At 65.8% G+C, this 19,857-nt stretch carries 15 protein-coding genes, 1 tRNA gene and 2 pseudogenes; 12 read left to right on the forward strand and 6 right to left on the reverse strand.

Annotated features, from left to right (window positions below; genetic code table 11):
• The first annotated feature begins 1 nt into the window (after position 1).
• From G6N66_RS09715 to G6N66_RS09725, 3 genes are all read left to right on the forward strand, one after another.
• Positions 2–787: a spirocyclase AveC family protein gene (locus G6N66_RS09715; RefSeq protein ID WP_062894819.1), complete on the forward strand. Its 786-nt coding sequence runs from the start codon at positions 2–4 to the stop codon at positions 785–787.
• A gap of 13 nt (positions 788–800) precedes the next feature.
• Positions 801–2,006: a cytochrome P450 gene (locus G6N66_RS09720; protein WP_024636709.1), complete on the forward strand. Its 1,206-nt coding sequence runs from the start codon at positions 801–803 to the stop codon at positions 2,004–2,006.
• Positions 2,007–2,493: 487 nt separating this feature from the next.
• Positions 2,494–3,570, forward strand: a complete 1,077-nt coding sequence (locus G6N66_RS09725; RefSeq protein WP_081215563.1) for an alpha/beta hydrolase — start codon at positions 2,494–2,496, stop codon at positions 3,568–3,570.
• A 157-nt stretch (positions 3,571–3,727) separates the two neighbouring features.
• Here the strand turns inward: G6N66_RS09725 and G6N66_RS09730 are convergent.
• Positions 3,728–4,415: pseudogene (locus G6N66_RS09730) on the reverse strand (IS3 family transposase); the annotation flags it as partial.
• Positions 4,416–4,650: 235 nt separating this feature from the next.
• On the opposite strand from G6N66_RS09730, the gene G6N66_RS09735 reads away from it, so the two are divergent.
• Positions 4,651–4,749: transfer RNA gene (locus tag G6N66_RS09735), tRNA-Ser, on the forward strand.
• 1,113 nt (positions 4,750–5,862) lie between these two features.
• Positions 5,863–6,615, forward strand: coding sequence for a hypothetical protein (locus tag G6N66_RS09740; protein WP_085231622.1), 753 nt, complete (start codon positions 5,863–5,865; stop codon positions 6,613–6,615).
• Positions 6,616–6,676: 61 nt separating this feature from the next.
• On the opposite strand, the gene G6N66_RS09745 is transcribed toward G6N66_RS09740, so the two are convergent.
• Together G6N66_RS09745 and G6N66_RS09750 are read right to left on the reverse strand one after the other, a co-directional pair.
• Complete coding sequence (locus G6N66_RS09745; RefSeq protein WP_085231621.1) at positions 6,677–8,539, reverse strand: bifunctional diguanylate cyclase/phosphodiesterase; 1,863 nt, start codon at positions 8,537–8,539, stop codon at positions 6,677–6,679.
• A gap of 50 nt (positions 8,540–8,589) precedes the next feature.
• Positions 8,590–10,698 carry an Rv1355c family protein gene (locus tag G6N66_RS09750; protein ID WP_085231620.1) on the reverse strand — a complete coding sequence of 703 codons (2,109 nt, stop codon included), beginning with the start codon at positions 10,696–10,698 and terminating at the stop codon, positions 8,590–8,592.
• Positions 10,699–10,879: 181 nt separating this feature from the next.
• Between G6N66_RS09750 and G6N66_RS29990 the strand changes: the two genes are divergently transcribed.
• Together G6N66_RS29990 and G6N66_RS09760 are read left to right on the forward strand one after the other, a co-directional pair.
• Positions 10,880–12,643: a PE family protein gene (locus tag G6N66_RS29990; protein WP_139825075.1), complete on the forward strand. Its 1,764-nt coding sequence runs from the start codon at positions 10,880–10,882 to the stop codon at positions 12,641–12,643.
• A gap of 68 nt (positions 12,644–12,711) precedes the next feature.
• A complete protein-coding gene (locus tag G6N66_RS09760) occupies positions 12,712–13,461 on the forward strand; it encodes a PE-PPE domain-containing protein (protein WP_085231619.1) in 750 nt (249 codons plus the stop codon).
• A 37-nt stretch (positions 13,462–13,498) separates the two neighbouring features.
• Here G6N66_RS09760 and G6N66_RS09765 read toward each other — a convergent pair whose 3' ends face one another.
• From G6N66_RS09765 to G6N66_RS09775, 3 genes and pseudogenes are all read right to left on the reverse strand, one after another.
• Positions 13,499–14,674, reverse strand: a complete 1,176-nt coding sequence (locus G6N66_RS09765) for a thiolase family protein (protein WP_085231618.1) — start codon at positions 14,672–14,674, stop codon at positions 13,499–13,501.
• Between the two features lie 88 nt (positions 14,675–14,762).
• The gene (locus G6N66_RS09770) at positions 14,763–15,890 is read right to left on the reverse strand and encodes an NDMA-dependent alcohol dehydrogenase (RefSeq protein WP_085231617.1); all 1,128 of its coding nucleotides are present in this window, start codon (positions 15,888–15,890) and stop codon (positions 14,763–14,765) included.
• A 55-nt stretch (positions 15,891–15,945) separates the two neighbouring features.
• Positions 15,946–16,163, reverse strand: a pseudogene (locus G6N66_RS09775) (antitoxin MazE family protein).
• 66 nt (positions 16,164–16,229) lie between these two features.
• On the opposite strand from G6N66_RS09775, the gene G6N66_RS09780 reads away from it, so the two are divergent.
• The 5 genes from G6N66_RS09780 to G6N66_RS09800 all read left to right on the forward strand — a co-directional run bounded on the left by G6N66_RS09780 (position 16,230) and on the right by G6N66_RS09800 (position 19,856).
• Entirely contained in the window at positions 16,230–16,820 is a 591-nt protein-coding gene (locus G6N66_RS09780) for a TetR/AcrR family transcriptional regulator (RefSeq protein ID WP_085231616.1), read from the forward strand.
• A 92-nt stretch (positions 16,821–16,912) separates the two neighbouring features.
• Positions 16,913–17,851 (forward strand): aldo/keto reductase, encoded by a 939-nt coding sequence (locus G6N66_RS09785; RefSeq protein WP_085231615.1) that lies wholly within the window; start codon positions 16,913–16,915, stop codon positions 17,849–17,851.
• A complete protein-coding gene (locus G6N66_RS09790; protein ID WP_085231614.1) occupies positions 17,848–18,696 on the forward strand; it encodes a pyridoxamine 5'-phosphate oxidase family protein in 849 nt (282 codons plus the stop codon). Before G6N66_RS09785 ends, G6N66_RS09790 begins: the two co-directional genes overlap by 4 nt.
• A 30-nt stretch (positions 18,697–18,726) precedes the next feature.
• The gene (locus G6N66_RS09795) at positions 18,727–19,020 is read left to right on the forward strand and encodes a hypothetical protein (RefSeq protein WP_085231613.1); all 294 of its coding nucleotides are present in this window, start codon (positions 18,727–18,729) and stop codon (positions 19,018–19,020) included.
• 11 nt (positions 19,021–19,031) lie between these two features.
• A complete protein-coding gene (locus G6N66_RS09800; RefSeq protein ID WP_085231612.1) occupies positions 19,032–19,856 on the forward strand; it encodes an enoyl-CoA hydratase/isomerase family protein in 825 nt (274 codons plus the stop codon).
• Position 19,857: the final 1 nt, after the last annotated feature.

The following is a 19,857-nucleotide window of genomic DNA, read 5'->3' on the forward strand; positions in this document are numbered from 1 at the left end:
CATGACGACCGAGCTGACGCCGTTGCTGATGGCGGCCAATGCCTTCGGCTGGCTGAGCGGCATCGGGTTCACCGTCACCGGGATCTATCTGAGCGTTCGCCGCCGCCGGTTGCACCCGCTGCTTCTTCTGTGCATCTCGGCGATCTCGTTCTCATGGATCGAAGCCCCGTACGACTGGGCGATGTATGCGCAATTTCCGCCGGCACTTCCACGCATGCCGTCGTGGTGGCCGTTGAACATGACCTGGGGCGGGCTGCCCTCGTCGGTGCCCCTGGGATACATCGGCTACTTCTGCATTCCGGCCGTCGTCGGCGCCGCACTGGGGCGCGGGCTGAGCGCACGGTTCAACTGGCGCAGGCCGATCACGCTGCTGGCCGTGGGCCTGGCCGTCGGGTTCTGCTGGGCCTTGCTGTTCAACGGGGGCCTGGGCGCCCGAATCGGCGTCTTCTACTACGCCTACGTGATCCCCGGACTGGGACTCTTCGAGGGGGCCCTGCACCAGTACCCGATCTATGACGCCATCGCGATGGGTATTCAGATGATGGTCTTCACCTATCTGTTGGGCCGGACGGATCCGCAAGACCGCAATGTCATCGAGATGTGGGCCGACCGGCTCTCTAAGACCAAATTGCAGTCGGCGGCGCTGTCTGCCGTCGCCGTCATCGTCATCGGAAACGTCCTCTACAGCAGCGTTTTCGCCCCCCACCTCCTGACCAAACAGATGGGTTACGTGACCTCCGGTCCCGATGTGCAATTGTTCCCCGGCGTGCCGAACCAACCCAGGTAGTGAAAGAGGATCTGTGATCAGCAATCGATCTGCGGAGCTATACTACGACCCGTTCGACTATGACATCGATGACGATCCGTATCCCGTGTGGAAGCGGATGCGCGCCGAAGCGCCACTGTACTTCAACGACAAGTACGGCTTTTATGCGTTGAGCCGCTACGACGATGTCGCGCAAGCGCTTCCGGACTGGCAGACCTATCGCTCCGGACGGGGCACTACCGCAGACATCTTGTTCAGCGGCCTCGAAGTTCCGCCAGGAATCCTGCTGTTCGAGGATCCTCCGCTGCACGACTTGCACCGTCGCCTGCTGTCACGCGTTTTCACCCCACGGCGCATGCTGGCCGTAGAAAGCCTGGTGCGTGACTTCTGTTCTCGCGCACTGGATCCGCTGCGCGACGCCGAGGGCTTCGACTTCGTCGCCGATCTCGGTGCAATCATGCCGATGCGCACCATCGGCTATCTGCTCGGCATCCCCGAAGAAGGCCAACAGCGCATCCGCGACCGCAACGACACCAGCATCACTGTTGGATCGCAGCATGAAGACACCGGCGGCGTCAGCGCGACCATCTTTGAGGACTCGATCGCATTGTTCGCCGAATACATCGAGTGGCGAGCGACCCATCCCTCCGACGACTTGATGACCGACCTACTTAGCGCCGAGGTCCAAGAACACGACGGATCCCGGCGACGGCTTGAGCGCACCGAAGTCCTCGCCTACACCGCCATGATCGCCGGCGCCGGCAACGAGACCACCGCACGCCTGATCGGTTTCATGGGCCAGCTGCTAGGGGAACATCCCGATCAACGACGTCAACTCGCCGCCGACCCGGCCCTGATTGGCTCAGCAGTGGAGGAGACCTTGCGCTACGAACCGCCCTCACCCGTCCAAGCCCGCTACGTTGCACGCGACACCGAACTCTACGGACGCACCGTGACCGAAGGCTCCTACATGTTGCTGCTCAACGGCTCAGCCAACCGTGACGAAACCAAGTTCACCGACCCCGACCGCTACGACATCCACCGCAAAGGCGGTCATCTCAGCTTCGGACAAGGAGTGCACTTTTGTCTTGGCTCAGCCCTAGCGCGACTCGAGGCACGAGTCGCCTTCGAGGAGGTCCTCAAGCGATGGACCGACTGGACCGTCGACTACGACAACGCAAGCAGAGCCCACACCTCCAGCGTCCGAGGATGGGCACGCCTTCCGGTCACAACCGTTTAGCCCGCCCGCGCCGCGCTGCGCAGCTTGAAACGGCGCTGCAGTCCTTACGGGAAGTCGATCCGCGGTGTGTCTCTACGAAACCGTGTCCCGAGCGCCGGGCGGTCAACGGGGCGCGGATTCGCTCGTGCCCGAACGCCTGGGGCCGACCATCGCACAGTGGATGAGTCTCTACACCGAGGTGGCTCGCCCGCGCTCCCGGATCTTCTCGCGGTGACGTTCGCGGCTGAGTCGTCTGCAACGGTTCAACGCCTACCAAAGGATCAGTAACTACATCCGCGAGCACAGGTCGACCAAATATTTGTCCGCAATCGTCCCTCTGGGTCAGATATGACCCATCGCAAACGGTATGAACGGCTGAGGCGGCGCTGTCCCTTGAACCAAACATCTGTTCCGACTACAGTGCCTTAGGAAGCCGAGAACAGGGCGGGCAATGACAGTGAAGCCTCGTTTACTGCCAGGGCTCCTCCGTATCACATCAGGCGAGGCTATGGCACGCAGGCAGCCCAACAGCCGCTCTGCCGCGGTGACCAACACGGCCCTTCGTATCGGTGTCATGGTCATGCCGTGGATCCCGCCGTGGCTCAAACGCCTCCTCGCTGGCCGCAGAAGGGTCACCATCGACGGCAACACTCTTGACAGCACGCTTCAATTGATACTGGCCGCCCAACGACGCACACGCACGGGCGGCCTGTCGGCTGCTGGCGATCCAGGAATCGCCCGCGCCCTGATGCGCAACTCGCACTCGGTGATGGGCACCCACGTCGCCGTCCCCACCACCGACCTCACGATTCCGGGTCCCGACCGCCCCCTGCGGACGCGACACTACCGACCGACCCTCGCGGGAGCGGCCCCACTGCTTGTCTTCTTCCACGGCGGTGGTTTTGTCGTCGGCGACATTGAATCCCACGACGGACTGTGCCGGATGATCTGCAAAGACGCCGCGATACATGTGTTGTCGGTGGACTACCGGCGCGCGCCTGAACACAAGGCCCCAGCCGCGGTCGACGACTGCGTCGCGGCCTATCGCTGGGCACTTGGACACGCTGCCGCACTGGGCGCCGACCCATCCCGAATCGGCGTTGGCGGCGACAGCGCGGGCGGAAATCTAGCGGCGCTGGTCGCGCTGCGCAGCCGCGACGAGGGTATTGGGCAACCGGCGCTGCAGGTGCTGCTCTATCCGAGCCTCGACCTGTCCGCGGAAACCCGGTCGCGCACCCTGTTCTCGGACGGATTCTTCCTGTCCAAGCAGGACATGGACTGGTTCAAAGAGTTGTATCTGGACGGCGCCGGCCTGGCAGCCGACGATGCGCGGGTATCGCCACTGAAGGCCGCCGACCTATCCGGCCTGGCACCGGCCCTGGTGCTCACCGCGGGATTCGATCCACTGCGCGACGAGGGAAACGAATACGCCACGGCATTACGCTCGGCCGGTGTCAGCGTAGACCACCGCCAGTTCGATGCACTTACACACGGCTTTGCCAGTCTCGCCCCCTTCGGAGGCGGCAGCGCCGATGCTATCGCGGCCACCATCTCGGCCATCCGCGCCCACCTCAGCCGCGCCTGACCCGAAAACCGGCGCATTATGCCAACGCCGGTCCCCGCAGCCCAGCACTGCAAAACACGACTACAACCACCGCCGCCCACATTCGCCCTGGCCCGCCACCCACCTACCAACCCACTACGCAGCCCCGATGAGTGAGGGCCCCGCTCATCGTGGACGCTCAACACGCTGGTGAACCGCAATCGGAGGACCCATCTGTGATGTCGAAGCTGGCAGTAGTGACCGGCGGGGCTTCCATGTCGACGGGTGGGATGTCTCCGCAGTATTGGTAGCGGCGGCGGTGGTTGAACCAATTGACCCATTCGGCGGTGGCCAGTTCGACTTCTTCGATGGTGCGCCAGGGCTTGCAGGGTTTGATCAGCTCGGTTTTGTACAGCCCGTTGATCGTACGGGCCAGAGCGTTGTCGTAGTGGCGAACGCCCCGACCGAGGGTTGGATTCCCGCTTCGGCGAGTCGTTCGGTGAACCGGATCGAAGTGTACTGGGCCGCGATCTGTATGGTGGACGACATCTTCAGGTCGAACACGCCCTCTAGCGACGGGTCCAGATGGCCTGCTCGATCGCGTCGAGCACCATCGAAGTCGCCATCGTCGCCGCGACCCGCCTGCCCAGGATCCGCCGGGCGTAGGCGTCAACGACGAAGACGACGTCGGCGAACCCCGACCAGGTCGACACGTAGGTCAGATCGGCCATCCATAGCCGATTGGGTGCCGGCGGCCCAAACCGATGCCCAGCAAGATCAGCCGGACGCGCTGCGACTGGATCGGCAACTGTTGTCTTGCGGGCTTTGCCGCGGGTCGCCCCGGACAGGCCGAGTTCGGCCATCAACCGCTCGACGGTGCAACAGGCGGTGCCGCCTGGAGGATCCGCACGGCGCTAGGCCCAAATGCGCCAGAGTTCTTCCAGTGCCGCTGGACCGGCGGCGCTCCCCGAGCAGATCCGGGAATTGCTGCGGCTACATCACGCAAGGGTTTACATCATCTCTGGTCATGCCGGCCGCTCGTGCCTACGGATCACAGCTTCAATTTCATCCGCTCCGCATCCGCCGCGCCGCTCGTATCGCGTGTTCTGAACCCCCAAGATTGGTCCAGTTCGTCCAGCTTGACCAGCATGAACGTCTGGCTTCTGACTTCGCCTCAGCTTCACACGCGGAAGGTCGCTGGTTCGATCCCAGCCGGGACCACCCAGATCAGTGCAGGTAGTGCGTTCAGATGTCGCACACCACGCCAGTGAGCGGCGGCCACTGCTCCGTCATTGTGAATCTGACGTGTGCTTCATTTCGTCACTTCGTTCTGTTAGTCGGCCTTAGTTGAGGCCCGCAAGTGACACCGGTCACGGCTGAACGCGAATTATGCAGCACCGCTCAAGGAGGGCTCAGCGGCGCACCGAGGGTCGCGGCCTGGCCGGTGAAATCGCACGTCCGTCGCGTAAACGAGACCGAATGTCTATGTCGTCGTTGTCCGGCGTGCGTCGTATTAAACACATGCCTAACGTTGGCGAGCGGTCGCGAATCCTGTTGCAACACAGGAACAGACAGTACATATGCACCGCTGACGCACACCGGCCTTGTTAATCCGATGCTGGCGGTACCCCATTCGGCCGAGCATTGGGTAGTCGGTGGTATTGGATCGCAGTTGTACATTTATTGGATGTGAATTTAGCCGATGCATCGCCCGCCAACATCCGAACAATAGCGACGCCCTCGCCGCGAATGGTACAGCTTAGTATGAACAATACCCGGCGGTGAATTCATTACTGTCGCGGCGAATACCGATCGGAACTCGCAGAAGGGCGAGGCTGGCCTCCGACCGGTCCATGAGGTCGAGCCGGCGGGTGGAGTCCTGACCCGCTCAACGCGAAAATTGCAGTTCGCGTCATGCGGCGCCGCGAGCAGCAAAAGGCCAGCGACCTGCTTAACCTCGTCGGCTCTCGGATGGCGCCATCGCCCAAGCGGCACCAGCGAGCCAGAGGCCCAGCCGCTGCGCAGTGCTCGGCAAGCGATGGGATCCCCATCGGCGAAGTTCACGGGTCGCACCATTGCGACGCGGCCGCCTCTTTCGACTTAAAAATTACCGTGGCAGGGGCTAGTGAAACGCCTTGCGATTTGTAATAGGATGACTCGCGGTCCCTCGCCATTTGCATTCTTGCGTCTGAATGTCGGCAAAAGAAAGGAAACACGAGGGCACGAGAATACGGCGAGGACAAAGTTTGCGGATAACTGGAAAGTCATCCCATACGTATCAAAAGCGCCGGATTCACCAACCTGAAGTCGGCGCCCGACACCCGAAGGACGCCCATGACCGTCGCCCCGCTCGACACCCTCAATCTCGACGGATTCCGTCTTAGCAAGCCCCTGACCTGGCATGATCCGGACATCGACTGCACGTTGGTGATTTCGCAGCCGGCCGCTGACCCTGACCTGTGGGCTCAGTACTCGGTCGGTGCGCACCTCAGCTATACCCGGCACGGCGTCGAATGTGCGCTCGACACCGATGCACTGCGCACTGGATCCGACACCCTCGTGTACTTCGCGGTGCTCGATAACACCGGACAAATGATCGCCGGCGTGCGCGGCATTGGACCACTACGGTCGGCCGACGACTCGCACGCAGTCATCGAATGGGCGGGACAGCCCAGCCAGCAAGCCGTCCGCGACATGATCAATGACCGCATTCCGTTTGGCGTTGTGGAGATGAAGTCGGCATGGGTGATCGAGGAGGCGGATCATGACCGGGGTCTTGCCGCGGCGCTGGCCCGCAGCGCCGGCCATGTGACCGCGCTGCTCGACGTCCAATTTTGCATGGCCACCGCGGCCGCGTATGTACTTAACCGGTGGCGTTCGTCCGGAGGTGTGGTGGCAGGCATCCCCGCGGCGCCCTACCCGAACGAGCGCTACCAAACCAAGATGATGTGGTGGGACCGAAGCGATTTCGTGAACCATGCATTAGATCCACGGCAGGTTGCCAAAATCCTCACCGAGACAGCGTATTTGATTCAAGAGTATGACCGCCAGCGCGAGACCGAAAGCCGTCTCTTTAACAGAGCATGACGGCGCCGGGCGGCCACGCCGTCCACCGACATGCCGGATGGAACAGACCGCGGGGACTTCGTCACCGGGTTGGGGAATCTCCCACGGTGGCGAAATCCATTGGTACGACCCGCTTGGCGAGTAGCGACTCCATTGCGATGCCGTCCACCGGGCGGGACAGCAGAAAGCCTTGCGCGCGGTCGCATCCTAAGTCGAGCAATGCCTTTGCCGCGGTGGCGGTTTCGAGGCCCTCCGCGACGACCTCGAGTCCAAGTGCGTGCGCCAACGCGACGATGGCCTGCACGATTGCCTGATCGCGTGTGCTGTCGCCGAGGTCGCGGACAAAAGCTCTGTCGATCTTCACTATGTCGACCGGAAGGGTCTTCAGGTATGTCAATGCGCTGTACCCGGTACCGAAGTCGTCGATCGCGATCTGCACACCAATGTCCTTGAGCCGACCGAGTGTTCGGCGCGTCGAGTCGATCTCTTGGACCACCACCCGTTCGGTGATCTCAAGGCACACCGCGGCGGGATCGATCTCAAACTCGTCGAGGGTTGCGGAGACCGTGTCGACGATGTTGTTCGCGACGAGTTCCATGGGCGATACGTTGACCCGCAGCACCGCATCGCGCCCGACGCCGTGTGAGCGCCACAGACCGAACTGGGCACAGGCGGCGCGCATGATCAGACGGCCGAGTTTGCCTGCCAGGTTGATGGATTCGAGCACCCCGATGAACGAGTCCGGCATCAGCAGCCCGCGAGTCGGGTGTTGCCATCGGACGAGCGCCTCGGTGCCGAGGATCTCGCCGGTCCGGATGCCGAACTCCGGCAGGAAATGCAGCACCAGGGCGTCGTTGTGGCCGTTGGTGGTCCCCTCGAGGGAGAGTTCGATGTCGTTGCGGATCGCGTCCCGCTCGAACATCTCCGGACTGTAGGGCGCGACCTTGGCCCCGCCGGCACCCTTGGCCAACCGGGTGGCCTGATCGGCGCGACGCAGCAGGTCCGAAGTGTTGTCGGATCCGGGCACGCCGGTGGCGACCCCGATGCTGGCGGAACGCGTGACCTTCTCGCCGTCGATCAAGATCTGCTGGTGGACCTGCGCCTGCAGATGGTGAGCAAACGTCACCGCGCTCTCGATGTCCATCGGTTCGGACGGCACGACGACCAGCTCGTCGCCCCCGAGGCGTGCGGTCACCGAGGACGCGCCCGCGGACTCGCGCACGAGTTCGGCGAAGCCCTTGATGAACTGGTCGCCGGCGTTCTGGCCGAGGTGCTCGTTGACGACCTTGAAGCGGTCCAGGTCGAGGAACAATACCGCGACGGGTCCCGGCTTCCCCTCGGCCAGTCGCTCGTCGAGGTGGGCGATCAGCGCCCTGCGGTTCAGCAGGTCGGTGAGGTCGTCGTGCTCAGCGAGGTAGCGGACTTTTTCTTCGGCGACGATGCGGGCCTGCAGCTGAGCGAACAACGTGCCGATTGCCTGCAGCGCGTTCAGCTCATCCGGCCGCCAGTCCCGGTCGCCGAACTTGACGAAACCCAACGAGCCGGTGGTGACGTCGCCGGACAGCAGCGGCACGCCCGCCAGCGAGCTTTGCGGCACGCCCGTGGCTCCCTCGATGTAGTCCTGGTAGTCAGCGTTTGTCGGCTCAGGACGCAACACGCTGGGCTCTTTGAGGTGTTCAAGCTGCGCGAAGACGGAGTCGGCCTCGGCGAAATAGATCACACCGAGTGGGTCAGGGTCGGGAACGTTTTCGCGCGGTGGCCATTCAGCAAAGAGCACCGTCGCACGGATCGTGTGGTCGTTGTGGCGCAACACGCCGAAGTCCACGCCGAAGTGGGTGACCAAGTTACCGAGCACCCGTTGGCAGATCTCCGCTGCATTGCTGGCCGTCGCAGCCATCAACTCGGCGGCGGCCGCCGTGACCAAATCGTCCAGAGAGCCAGACATATCTGAATACGGTAGTTGCTGATGCCGCTTGTCCGATAGTCGGCGCGCTGCTAGAGCAACCGGACCCGATCGAGGCTGCGACGGCTTCGCACCGACGCGGGGTTGCTGAACGCCAATCTCAGCATCAGGACGGGCACGTGACCGTCCGGCGCGTGGCCGAGTCGGAGGAACTCCCGTTGCAGCTGTCCCAGTTCGTCGGCGAAGGGCGCCGACAACGCCGTGAGGTCTTCGGTATCGCGGGCATAGAGGAAGACCGGTGAAACCGGTTGGACGCCCAGCCCGCATCGCTGCGCGACAATCCATGTCGCCTCGACGGCGGATCCGCCGAGCGCGTAGTCAGTCAAGGTTCCCCCGGCGATCGAGATGATCGCCAAGGCCGAACTCGCAAGGATGCGCTGCCGAGTGTCCTCGCCCAACACGGTTCCCGCGTTCCACTTGGCCAGGTGAGCCATCACGTCCGGGCGTTTCAAAATGTCGGCCAAGGCAAGACCGCCGGGCTCGAGTTCGAGGCTGAGCACGTCGATACCGGTGTCGGGATATGCGTCACCCGGCCAGCGCAGCTCGGAAACCATTTCCGCATGTAACTGCGGCGTCAGGTAGCGAGTACGGTCGGCCGCTCCCAGAATCGTTGCGACACCAGCGATCTCGTCGCGGTCAGTCACGACGTGCAGGTGCGCCCCCTCGCGCTCGGCGACAGTGCGTAACAGCGCAATGGTGTCTGCGCCAACTGCGCCCGGCATCCCGGGTCGTCGGTTGGTTTCGCGCGCGAGCATGGGCTCGTAGAGTGCGGCGAGGTCGGGATCGTTACCGGCACGCAGTTGCAGCGTCGCCTGCAATGGCACGCCGTCGACGTCATCCACCAGCTGCGCCGGTCCCAGCACGTGTTGAGCCGCGGCGGCTACTTTGGCATTGAACAGTGCCGCTCCGAGCGCGACTGCGCTGGCGCGTAACCCGATGTCCAGCGTCGAGGTGTGTTCGGGGGCAAGGCGAATGGTGAGGACATCGGGGCCGGCCTCGATGAACCAGGGTTGTGCGTTGGACGCCGAGGGCGCGCGCATAGCGGCGGCTGCGACGATGCCCGGTACGCAGGGCAGTGTCGGATCCGAGTACTCGACCGGCGTCGCGGGGCGATCCGCGGGGATCTGCGGTTCTTCGAGGTGATCGAGTGCCCAGCCGACGTCGACTCGGGTGCGGCCCGACTGCAGGTTTTCACCGACTCCGAACCTGCGCACCGCCTCGGCGATCGTGGTTGCCCCCAAGATCACGTCAGCGGAGACCTGCGGCCAGGTCGACAGGGTGCGGTCGATCTCGAGCACCGACGCCAGTGGGCGCGATGAGAACTTTTCGCCCTCGAGGAAGCGAATCATGTGCGGGACCTTTTCCCGGCTGCTCAACGCGGCAAGCTTGGCGGAATCCACATTGCCGAGTAGACCGTGCAGAATCGGCCGCTGCGGTTCGAGGTCGAAACGTTCCACATCGAGCAGTCCCCGGTCGGCCGAGGGCATCACGACGGGTATCCGACGGCGTCGGGCCCCTTCCCGCACGCTGACCTTGATATCCAACGAATCACAGACCTCGACGACGATGTCCAGTCCGTCGAGGAACTCGTCGACGTTGTCGGCTGTCAGTCCGGCGTCCAGAACCCGTACGGCGACATAGGGATCGAGTTCGGCGATTCTGCGGGCGGCCACCTCGGCCTTGTTCAGCCCTAGGTCGAGCACGGTCGCGGGCACCCGGTTGAGATTGGACAGCTCGAGGCTGTCGAAATCCGCCAGCCGAAGCTCGCCGCACAAGCCCTGCGCGGCCAACGTGTGCGCGATGACATGCCCGACGCTCAACCCGGCGACACCGACGCGCAGTGTTCCCAGCCGATCCTGCTCCGCGGTGGTGATCACGTTCCTGTTGCGATCCAGGCGGACCGCCCGAAACGCACGTGGACCCAGCAGCGCGACAACGGTTCTGCGCCAGGGGTAGTACACCCAGCGGCCGGGTTCGGCGAGCAGCTCTCCATCCGGCGGCGGCCGAAGGCCGCGCAGTTCTTCGAGTTGCGACTCGCGATGATCGATGAATTCGATGGCCGGATCGGCGCGCAGTTTTTCCAAGACCGCAATGTCGTCCGCCTGGCCGGCTTCGAGAACTTGAGCGGTGTAAGGGTTTATGGTCGTTCTCCTCGGTGCTCAGCCGTATCAACCGACGTCGTCGCGCGACGCGTCTGGACTGTACCTCGCGGTGCCGCCCCGATGGGGACGTGCAACTCATTGATTACTTGCGGCCGAGCGCCATAGCCTTATTGATACGTGTCACACCACAGGTTCTCTGGCTACCGAGTGGAGGACGGACATGTCGTTTGTGATCGCGGCGCCGGCGAAGATGGCAACTGCGGTGTCGGATTTGGCCGGTATCGAATCGGCGCTTGGCGCGGCCCGCGCCGACGCGGCGACCCGCACGACTACGGTGCTGGCCGCAGCCGAGGATGAGGTATCGGCGGTGATTGCGGCGGTGTTCTCCGCGCACGGGAAGGACTTCGAAGCGCTCAATGCGCGGGCCGCAGCGTTTCATGAGCAGTTTGTGCAGACGTTGACGAGTGCGAGGGCCGCGTACGCCGCCGCCGAGGCGGCCAATGCCTCGCCGTTGGCCGCGGCCGTGCAGGCGGCCCAGGGCCTGGCGGTGTTTTCCCCGGTAGCGGCGGCGACGGGCCGTCCCCTGTTCGGCAACGGCGCCAACGCGACGACTCCGGGCGGCAACGGCGGGGACGGCGGATTCTTGTTCGGCAACGGCGGCAACGGCGCGGCCGGGGCGTCGGGGCAGGACGGCGGGAAGGGCGGGTCGGCCGGCTTGTTTGGCCGCGGCGGCAACGGCGGGGCCGGCGGTAACGCCCTCGCCGGCACTGGCGGAAGCGGTGGCAACGGTGGGGCTGGCGGGGCGAACGGCCTTTTCGGCGGCGGCCCTGGGGGCGCCGGCGGCGCCGGGGGTAGGGGCGGCTCCGCGGGCTTAGTGATCGGGCCGACCGGCGTGACCGGCGGGACCGGCGGTAACGGTGGCGCCGGCGGCGCCAACATGCACCTGCTGGGCGGCCAGGCCGGCGCCGGCGGGGCCGGCGGTGCCGGCGGCCTGGGCGGGGCGTCGTCGATGAACGGGGGACACGGCGGGCACGGCGGCAACGGCGGGACCGGCGGCGCCAACCACGCGCTGCTCGGCGGGGCCGCCGGGGGCGGCGGTAACGGCGGGACCGGGGGCCAGGGCGGCGGCGCGGGTGCCCAGAGCGCCACCGGCACTGCCGGCACCGGCGGCACCGGCGGCGACGGCGGCAACAGCCCAGGAGGCACCGGCGGTAACGGGGGTCAAGGCGGTCCAGGCGGGGAAAGCAACTTCAACGTTGGGAGCGGCAGCGCCTCGCTCGACGGGGGCGACGGCGGCACGGGCGGCCGTGGTGGCAACGGGGTCATCGGCGGCAACGGTGGCGACGGCGGCGACGGCGGTATCGCCATTGTCCGTGCCACCGACGCCGGTGCCGCCGGTGGCGCCGGGGGTGGCGGCGGCGCCGGCGGTGACAGCACCGGCGGCGGCCACGGCGGCAGCGGCGGCCGCGGGGGCGCCGGCGGCAATGGTGATGCCATCAATGGCAGTTTCAGCGCCTCGGCCGGTGGTGGCGATGGGGGAGAAGGCGGCGGCGCCGCCGGCGCCACCGGTGGTCCGGGTGGTGGCGGCGGTGGCGGTGCCGCCGCGGTATTCGGTGACCAATCGGCCTCGGGCGCCGTCGGCCAAGCCGGTCAAGGCAATCCCACGGGCGGCGGTGGTGGCGGCGGCGGCGCCACGGTCGACGGCACAGTCGGCACCGTCGCCTCCGGCGAAGGCGGCGGCGGTGGTGGCGGCGGTATCACCGGCGGCGTCGGCGGCGCCGGCGGCACCGGCGGTGGCGACGGTGGTGCCGGTCTGGGCGGCGCTGCCGGCAAGGCCGGCGGTACTGCCATGCCGTCACCGCCCGGCGGCGTTGGCGGCAACGCCGGGATCGGGGGCGGTGGCGGTGGTGGCCTCGCCAGCGCCAACGGCAACCCCATCGTCATCATCCTGGGCGGCCACGGCGGCAACGGTGGGGGCCCGTAGCAACGCGCTGACACCGGGCGACGGTCGTATCCGCCCACCGATTCGCGCTGGGATGAGATCGTGTAGCGGTGATCACGCTCTTCACCATCGCCGGGACGGGGCATCCCGGGATCGCAGGCGCCAGATCGACTGGCAGGGGCTGCTTTCCGCAGCAGGTGGCAAAGCGCGTCGACCCGACGAAGTTTCGATGGAGGCCGATTCCGTATGCGGCCGCGCTGCCGTTTACCCGCAGCGTGGCGGCCGGGGTCGCCAGGCTCACCGACGCGATCAACGCCACCGACGGCGAATTCGCGATCGCGGCCTACAGCCAGGGCGCGATGGTCACGGCGCCGGTGTATCGGTCGCTGCGCTGCGGACCGCTGCGGCACCGCAAATCGGACCTGCGGGCCGTCGTCGCCTTCGCCAACCCCGCTCGCGAGGCGGGCCACACTTTCCCCGGGTGCCCTGACCCGGGTGGGCACGGAATCATGTCCGCGGACCACAGATTGACCGACACCGAAGACCTGTGGTGGGACTTCGTGATCCCCAACGATCTGGCCGCGGCCGTCGGCGACGACCTCGCCGGGCGCTGGCTCACCACCATCTTCATGGCGTTCTGCAATCGGTACAGCGGCGGCTTGCGCGTCATTCAGGACACGCTTCGGGGCGCACCGGCGAATGTCAGGCCACTCGCGGCGACGTTGCTGCCCTACTTCTCCGGAGCGGCCAGCACCAACGGCGCACCCCACGCCCAGTACGGCACCTACAAACCGATTCCGGGGAACCCGAAGACGTGTGTGGACCTAGCCGTGGACTATCTCCACAGCATCGCGCACTAAACCGAGATCGCTTGGCAGCCAGGCGGTTTGGTCTGCTCTAGACCTCGATGACCACCGCGCCGCCCTGACCGCCACCGGCGCACATGGCCGCCACACCGATGCCGCCGCCGCGGCGCCGCAGTTCGTAGACGAGTGTGGTGACCATCCGCGCGCCGGAGGCCGCGATCGGGTGACCGAGACTGCAACCGCTGCCGGAGAAGTTGACCAGCTCCTCGTCCAGGCCGTACTCGCGGCAGGCCGCGATCGGCACCGACGCGAAAGCCTCGTTGATCTCCCACAGCGCCACGTCGGCAGGCTTCAGCCCGGCGCGCTGCAGCACCTTGCCGATGACCTGCACGGCCCCCAGACCGGTGTCTCGTGGGGCGACTCCGGCCGCGCCCCAAGCCTTTACGGTGGCCAGCACCGACAACTTTTCGGCCGCGGCGAAGTCGCGATCGACCAGCGCGACCGCCGCGGCGGCGTCGTTGGTGCCGCTGCTGTTTCCCGCGGTGATCGAGAAGCCCTCGATCTCGGGGTGCAAAACCTTGAGCCCGGCGAGCTTCTCGACGGTGGTGTCGCGGCGCGGATGCTCGTCGACGCTGAAGTCGACGACGGAGCCGTCGGGTTGCTCGACCTTGAGCGGGAGGATCTCGTCGAGGAACTTGCCTGCGTCCATCGCCGCGATGGCACGCTGATGCGAGCGGGCGGCCCAGGCGTCCATCTCCTCGCGCGTGATTCCGACCGACTGCGCGGTGTTCCAGCCCACGGTGATCGACATGTCCTTGGTCGGCGCGTCGGGCGTCTCGACGTGGGTCGGCGGCAGCCAGCGCTCCTCGAACTTCAGCTCCGGTCCGGGAATCCGCTGGTTCATCAGCGGCGTCATCGACAGCGACTGAACCCCGCCGGCGACGAGCGCGCGCTCCATCCCGGAGCCGATCTGGGCCGCCGCATTGCCGATGGCGGTGAGGCTGCCGGCGCAATGCCGGTTGACGGCCTGGCCGGGCACGTGCTGAAGACCGGTGGCATCGGCGGCATAACGCGCCAGATCTCCGCCGCCGTAGTGGGATTCGGCGACGATGATGTCGTCGAGCGCCGCGGGATCGATTCCGGACCGGCGGATCACTTCCGGCAGCACCGCGGTGATCAGGGCTTCGGGCGGCGTGTTGACCAGGGTGCCCTTGAAAGAGCGACCAATGGCTGTTCTGACGGCACCGACAATGACGGGCGTTGGCATTTTTAGTACCCCGGGATTTTTGGCGTTATGGATTTTCAAAAAGTAGCACATACTGTATTTCCAACAGTAAGTGACCCGTGTCACTTTGCTACCGGTCAGCGTCGGTATAGCGGATGACGCCGCGAATGTTGCGCCCATCGAGCATGTCCTGATAGCCCTCGTTGATCTGCTCGAGGCTGTAACGGCGAGTGACCATGTCGTCGAGATTCAGCTTGCCGGACTGATACATCGACAACAGCATCGGAATGTCGCGTTGCGGGTTGCCGCCCCCGAAAATGGTGCCCTGCAATCTCTTTTGCAACAGCGCCAACAGCGAGAGGTTTAGCGTTGCATCGGTCTCGATGACGCTGCCCATGGCCGTCATGACGCAAGTCCCGCCCTTGGCGGTGACGGACATGTACTTCTCTAGGTCTTTGCCCTCCGACCGGCCGACCGTCACGATCACCTTGCGGGCCATCCGACCGGCGGTGAGCTCGGCAATGGCCATCAGCGCGGTGTCGATGTCGGGATAGACGTGGGTGGCACCGAATTTGAGCGCTTGGTCGCGCTTCCATTCGACGGGATCGACGGCGAAAATGCGCTGAGCACCGCAAGTTATCGCACCGAGCAGCGCGGCGGTGCCGACACCACCCAGCCCGACGATGACCACGTCGTCGCCCGGTTGCACTTCGGCGGCTCGCGTCGCGGACCCGAAACCCGTTGTCACGCCGCAGCTGACGAGTGCGGCGGCTTCGAAGGGGATGGCCGGGTCGATCTTGACCAGTGAGGTCTGGTGCACGACGAGATAGGGCGCGAAGGTGCCCAGCAATGCGTACGGGTAGACGTTCTTGCCGTCGGCCTGAATCCGAAATGTGCCGTCGGAGACCGCTGTTCCGGCCATCAGCCCCATCCCGAGGTCGCACAGATTTCGCTCGCCCAGCTGGCACGACGGGCACCTCCCGCACGACGGGATGAACGACGCCGCGACATGGTCACCCACCGCGAGGTCTTCGACGCCGTCGCCGACCTCGACGACGATGCCGGCGCCTTCATGCCCGCCGAGCATGGGGAAGGCCGCCATCGGAATGTCGCCGGTCACCACGTGGTGATCCGAATGGCAGAGCCCCGCGGCCTCCAGTTGCACCTTCACCTCGCCCCTGCGGGGCTCGCCGATCTCGATCTCCTCGACCGACCACGGCTGATTGAAATCCCAGATCAGTGCGCCCTTTGTTTTCACCGGCGGACTCCTTCGTCGCGTTCACCTCGGTCTCACGTGCACGTTACTGTAACGGCTACGGTAGGCCTTTGAGGGCAGCGACGTCGGAGTCGTCGTCCCAATCGGAGGACACCGCATCCACGAAGGCTTGATCGTCCTGTTCCCGATCGCTCGCGGCCACGAGGGCCGATTGTCGGTGTGCCTCGCGGATGAACTCTGGGCCGTTCACGTTGGGCACCAGATCTGAACCGGCCGCAACCCTTGTTGTCGCAGGCGTTCGCGGGCGGATGCCATACGGCGATATTAGATGCAACACCGTGGCCCCTGTGATAAGTGACCGGTCGGCTAATATTGACGGACATGCCACGACCGCCGAATCCCGAGGTGCGCAGCCGGCTTCTGCAAGCCGGCCTCGACCTGGTGCACGCACGCGGATTCGCGGCCAGCGGCGTCAAGGACATCACGGATGCGGCGGGTGTGCCGAAGGGCTCGTTCTACGCGTATTTCCCGAGCAAAGAGGCCCTCGCGGAGGCGATCCTCGAGCACTACTGGTCCGACATCCAGACGCGCCTGCTACCGATCCTGGACGGGGACGGGCCGCCGCAGGAGCGAATCACCCGTTTCTTTCATGCGCTCGCCGATGATCACGAGGCCGGTGACTTCCTGCTTGGCTGCCTGATTGGCCAAATGTCGCTCGAGCTAAGCACATCCAGCGAGCCGGTGCGCGCCGAGCTGCTGCGCGTGCTCGACCGCTGGGACCAGGCGCTGACGGCGTGTGTGCGTTCCGGCCAGGGTGAGGCCGGCGGCATCCGGACAGACCTCGACGCCGGGCAGCTGGCCTCCCTGCTGATCGAGGCGTGGGAGGGCGCTGCCCTGCGGGGGAAGGTGACCCGCAGCCGTACCCCATACGACATGTTCGAAGCGGTCACCGTCCCGGCGCTGCTGCGCTGACTTGCCGGTGGTGGGGAATGCCGCGCCCGCGCCGTCCGTTTAGGTAGACGACTGGTCATCTATTAAGGCGGAAGGCGTAAAAAGTGACAACCATGCAGCAACCCAGCCACCACCGAATCACCTTGAATGACGGCAGCGGCCAGATCCCGGCGTTGGGATTCGGGACTTCGCTCTCCGACAACCGCAAGACGCGCAGTGCGGTCAAGGCCGCGGTCGAGGTGGGGTTCCGCCATCTCGACGCCGCCGAGCGCTACCGCAACGAAGCCGAGGTTGGGGCGGCGCTCAAGGAGTTGTTCGCGGCCGGAACGGTGCGTCGTGAGGACGTGTTCGTGACCACGAAGCTGTGGAACAACAACCACCGGCCCGAACGGGTCAGGCCCGCGTTGCAGGCCAGCCTGAGGCGGCTCGGGTTGGACGCGGTCGACCTGTATCTGGTGCACACGCCGTTCGCGTTCAAGCCCGGCGATGACCAAGACCCCCGCGACATGCACGGCGCCGTCATCTATGACGACGGGCTGACCCTGGAAGAGACCTGGGCCGCGATGGAGGATCTGGTGGATGGGGGACTCACGCGGTCGATCGGCCTGTCCGACATCGACGTCGAGGGCACCCGCAACATCATCGACACCGCCCGCATCAAGCCGGCGGTCGTGCAAGTCGAGTCGCACCCGTATCACCCGCAATGGGATCTGCATGGGCTGCGCGAGACCGACGGCGTCGTCCTGCTGGCGTTCGCTTCGCTGGGGCACGCGCTGGAACCGCGACTGCTCGACGACCCGCTGATCGTCGCGATCGCCCAACGGCTGGGAAAGACGCCCGCGCAGGTGCTGTTGGCCTGGGGCATTCAGCGCGGCAGCGCGGTGCTCACCGGATCGGTCACGCCGTCGCGCATCCGCGAGAACTTCGATGTCACCGCGCTGCCCGAGAGCGCGATCCGCGAGATCAACGATCTGGACACTCGCATCCGGTTCAACTCGGTCGTCGACGCGGGGGAACCGGGCTTCGCCGAGGTTCCGTCGGGCAGCCGATGAGCGCAACCGGATTCCACGAGGGGGAGCTGGCGACGCAACGCCGAGCCGGCGTCGAAGCCGACGCCAAGCGGCTGGAAAGCATGCTTGATCCCGGCCCCCTCTCCGCTGGTGCCACGAAATTCCTTGCGGCACAGACATTTGCCGCGATCACCGCGCGCGATCGCGAGGGCGCCCTGTGGACCTCGCCGCTGTCGGCGGGCGCGGGGTTTCTGCGCGGGGAAGATCGGCTGCTGCGCATCGCGGCGGTGCCCCGTGCGGGCGATCCTCTTTATCGGCTGCCCGTCGGCCAGCAGATCGGATTGATCGCCGTCGACTTCGACGCACGACGCCGGATGCGGATCAACGGCACCCTGGTCGACGGCGACGACGCCGGTTTGCGGGTGCACATCGACCAGGCCTACGGAAACTGCCCACGCTACATTCACCGCCGCGACCCGATGCTCGCCGCCGCACCTTCGACCGCCGCCCGGCGCGGCGCGCAGCTGGAGCCGGCCGACGCGGCGATGATCGCGGCGTCCGACACGTTCTTCCTGGGCACCACCCATCCCCTTCGGGGCGGCGACGCCTCCCACCGCGGCGGCCCGGCCGGATTCGTTCGGGTGAGCGGCCCGCACCGACTGTGGTGGCCGGATTACCCCGGCAACAACATGTTCAACAGCTTCGGCAACCTGGCCGTCGACGACGAGGCCGCGCTGTTGTTCGTCGATTTCGCCACCGGGGCCACCCTGCAGATTTCCGGGACCGCCGAGGTGCAGTGGAGCGCTCGGGCTGCGTCCGGTGATGACGGGGGTGTCGGGCGCCACGTAACGTTCTCGGTTGATTCCGTCGTTAGCCGGCGGGGATAAAGAACGTGACCAGACCGAGGAGGGTGCGCGATGGACGGCAACCAGGAAGGCATCGGCACGCTGAAACTTGAATGCCCGCAGATGCATTCCGTCGGCAGGCTGCTCAAGGAGTCCCCGTATCAGTCGGTCGTCTACGACCCCGGCGCCCAGGTGGGCGACCGCCGGTTCTGGCCGGATGAAGCCGACCAGCCGCGGTTCACCGCGCACTGTCGGCACTGCGACAAATCGGTGGGCGAACTCACGGCCACGCTGCAGGACAAACATCGTCAGGTGATCGACAGCGCGTCGGAGACCACCCAGGTCGCCACCCTGTCGTACGTGTAGAGAGGAGCGCCGTGACGCTTAACGACAGTCCCCGACCGCCCGAGGGGGACTGGCTGGGCACCCCGTATCTGTCGTTCGATCGCGAGGGACCGATCGCCGTCTGCACGATCGACCGCCCCGAGGCGCGCAACGCGATGACGCCGGCGATGTATTTCGGAATCCGTTACGCCGTAGGCCGTGTCAATGCCGATCCCGAACTGGCCGGGCTGCTGATCACCGGCACCGGGGACGTCTTCGCCCCCGGCGGCGACATGACCGGGGGAGGCGGCGCGGACGACTGGATCACCTTCGGCGCCGCGCTGGGCATGGACGTCACACCGTTCGACGCGGTGCGGACCTCGGCCAAACCGATCGTCTCCGCGGTCAACGGCCTCTGCCAGGGCGGCGGCATGCAGATCACGTTGTGCAGCGACCTGTCGGTGGTCAGCGAGCGCGCGACGTTCCGGGTGCCCGAGTTGTTCCGCGGCTACGCCGACACCTACTACAGCCAGATGCTCGCCCGCCTGATCGGACCGGTGCGCACCCGCGACCTGATGTTCACCGGCCGGGTGCTGACCGCCGCCGAAGCCCTGGACTGGGGCTTGGTGAATAGGGTTGTGCCCCATGATGATCTGCTTGCGGTAGCGCGGGAGCTACTCGCGCAGGCAGCCCGCACCGCCCCGCGTGCTCGCGGCGTCATCAAGTCGAGCATCGACAACTATCTCGGCTTGTACGACCGCATCGGCATGACCAGCAGCCTGATGGACGCCGAGGCGCGCGAAGGCGTCCGCGCTTTCAAGGAGCGTCGCTCACCGGACTGGGTGCACCCGCAGCTGCGCACGGAGGGGCGGCTGTAAG

This window comes from Mycobacterium conspicuum (assembly GCF_010730195.1).
In the GTDB taxonomy this organism is placed as follows: domain Bacteria; phylum Actinomycetota; class Actinomycetes; order Mycobacteriales; family Mycobacteriaceae; genus Mycobacterium; species Mycobacterium conspicuum.

Excerpts from the sequence above, each read along its gene's own strand:
- G6N66_RS09740 (WP_085231622.1), top strand. The coding sequence starts at position 5,863 with ATGACCGTCGCCCCGCTCGACACCCTCAATCTCGACGGATTCCGTCTT.
- G6N66_RS09780 (WP_085231616.1), top strand. The coding sequence starts at position 16,230 with ATGCCACGACCGCCGAATCCCGAGGTGCGCAGCCGGCTTCTGCAAGCC.
- G6N66_RS09725 (WP_081215563.1), top strand. The coding sequence starts at position 2,494 with ATGGCACGCAGGCAGCCCAACAGCCGCTCTGCCGCGGTGACCAACACG.
- G6N66_RS09790 (WP_085231614.1), top strand. The coding sequence starts at position 17,848 with ATGAGCGCAACCGGATTCCACGAGGGGGAGCTGGCGACGCAACGCCGA.
- G6N66_RS29990 (WP_139825075.1), top strand. The coding sequence starts at position 10,880 with ATGTCGTTTGTGATCGCGGCGCCGGCGAAGATGGCAACTGCGGTGTCG.
- G6N66_RS09715 (WP_062894819.1), top strand. The coding sequence starts at position 2 with ATGACGACCGAGCTGACGCCGTTGCTGATGGCGGCCAATGCCTTCGGC.
- G6N66_RS09795 (WP_085231613.1), top strand. The coding sequence starts at position 18,727 with ATGGACGGCAACCAGGAAGGCATCGGCACGCTGAAACTTGAATGCCCG.
- G6N66_RS09745 (WP_085231621.1), bottom strand. The coding sequence starts at position 8,539 with ATGTCTGGCTCTCTGGACGATTTGGTCACGGCGGCCGCCGCCGAGTTG.
- G6N66_RS09785 (WP_085231615.1), top strand. The coding sequence starts at position 16,913 with ATGCAGCAACCCAGCCACCACCGAATCACCTTGAATGACGGCAGCGGC.
- G6N66_RS09765 (WP_085231618.1), bottom strand. The coding sequence starts at position 14,674 with ATGCCAACGCCCGTCATTGTCGGTGCCGTCAGAACAGCCATTGGTCGC.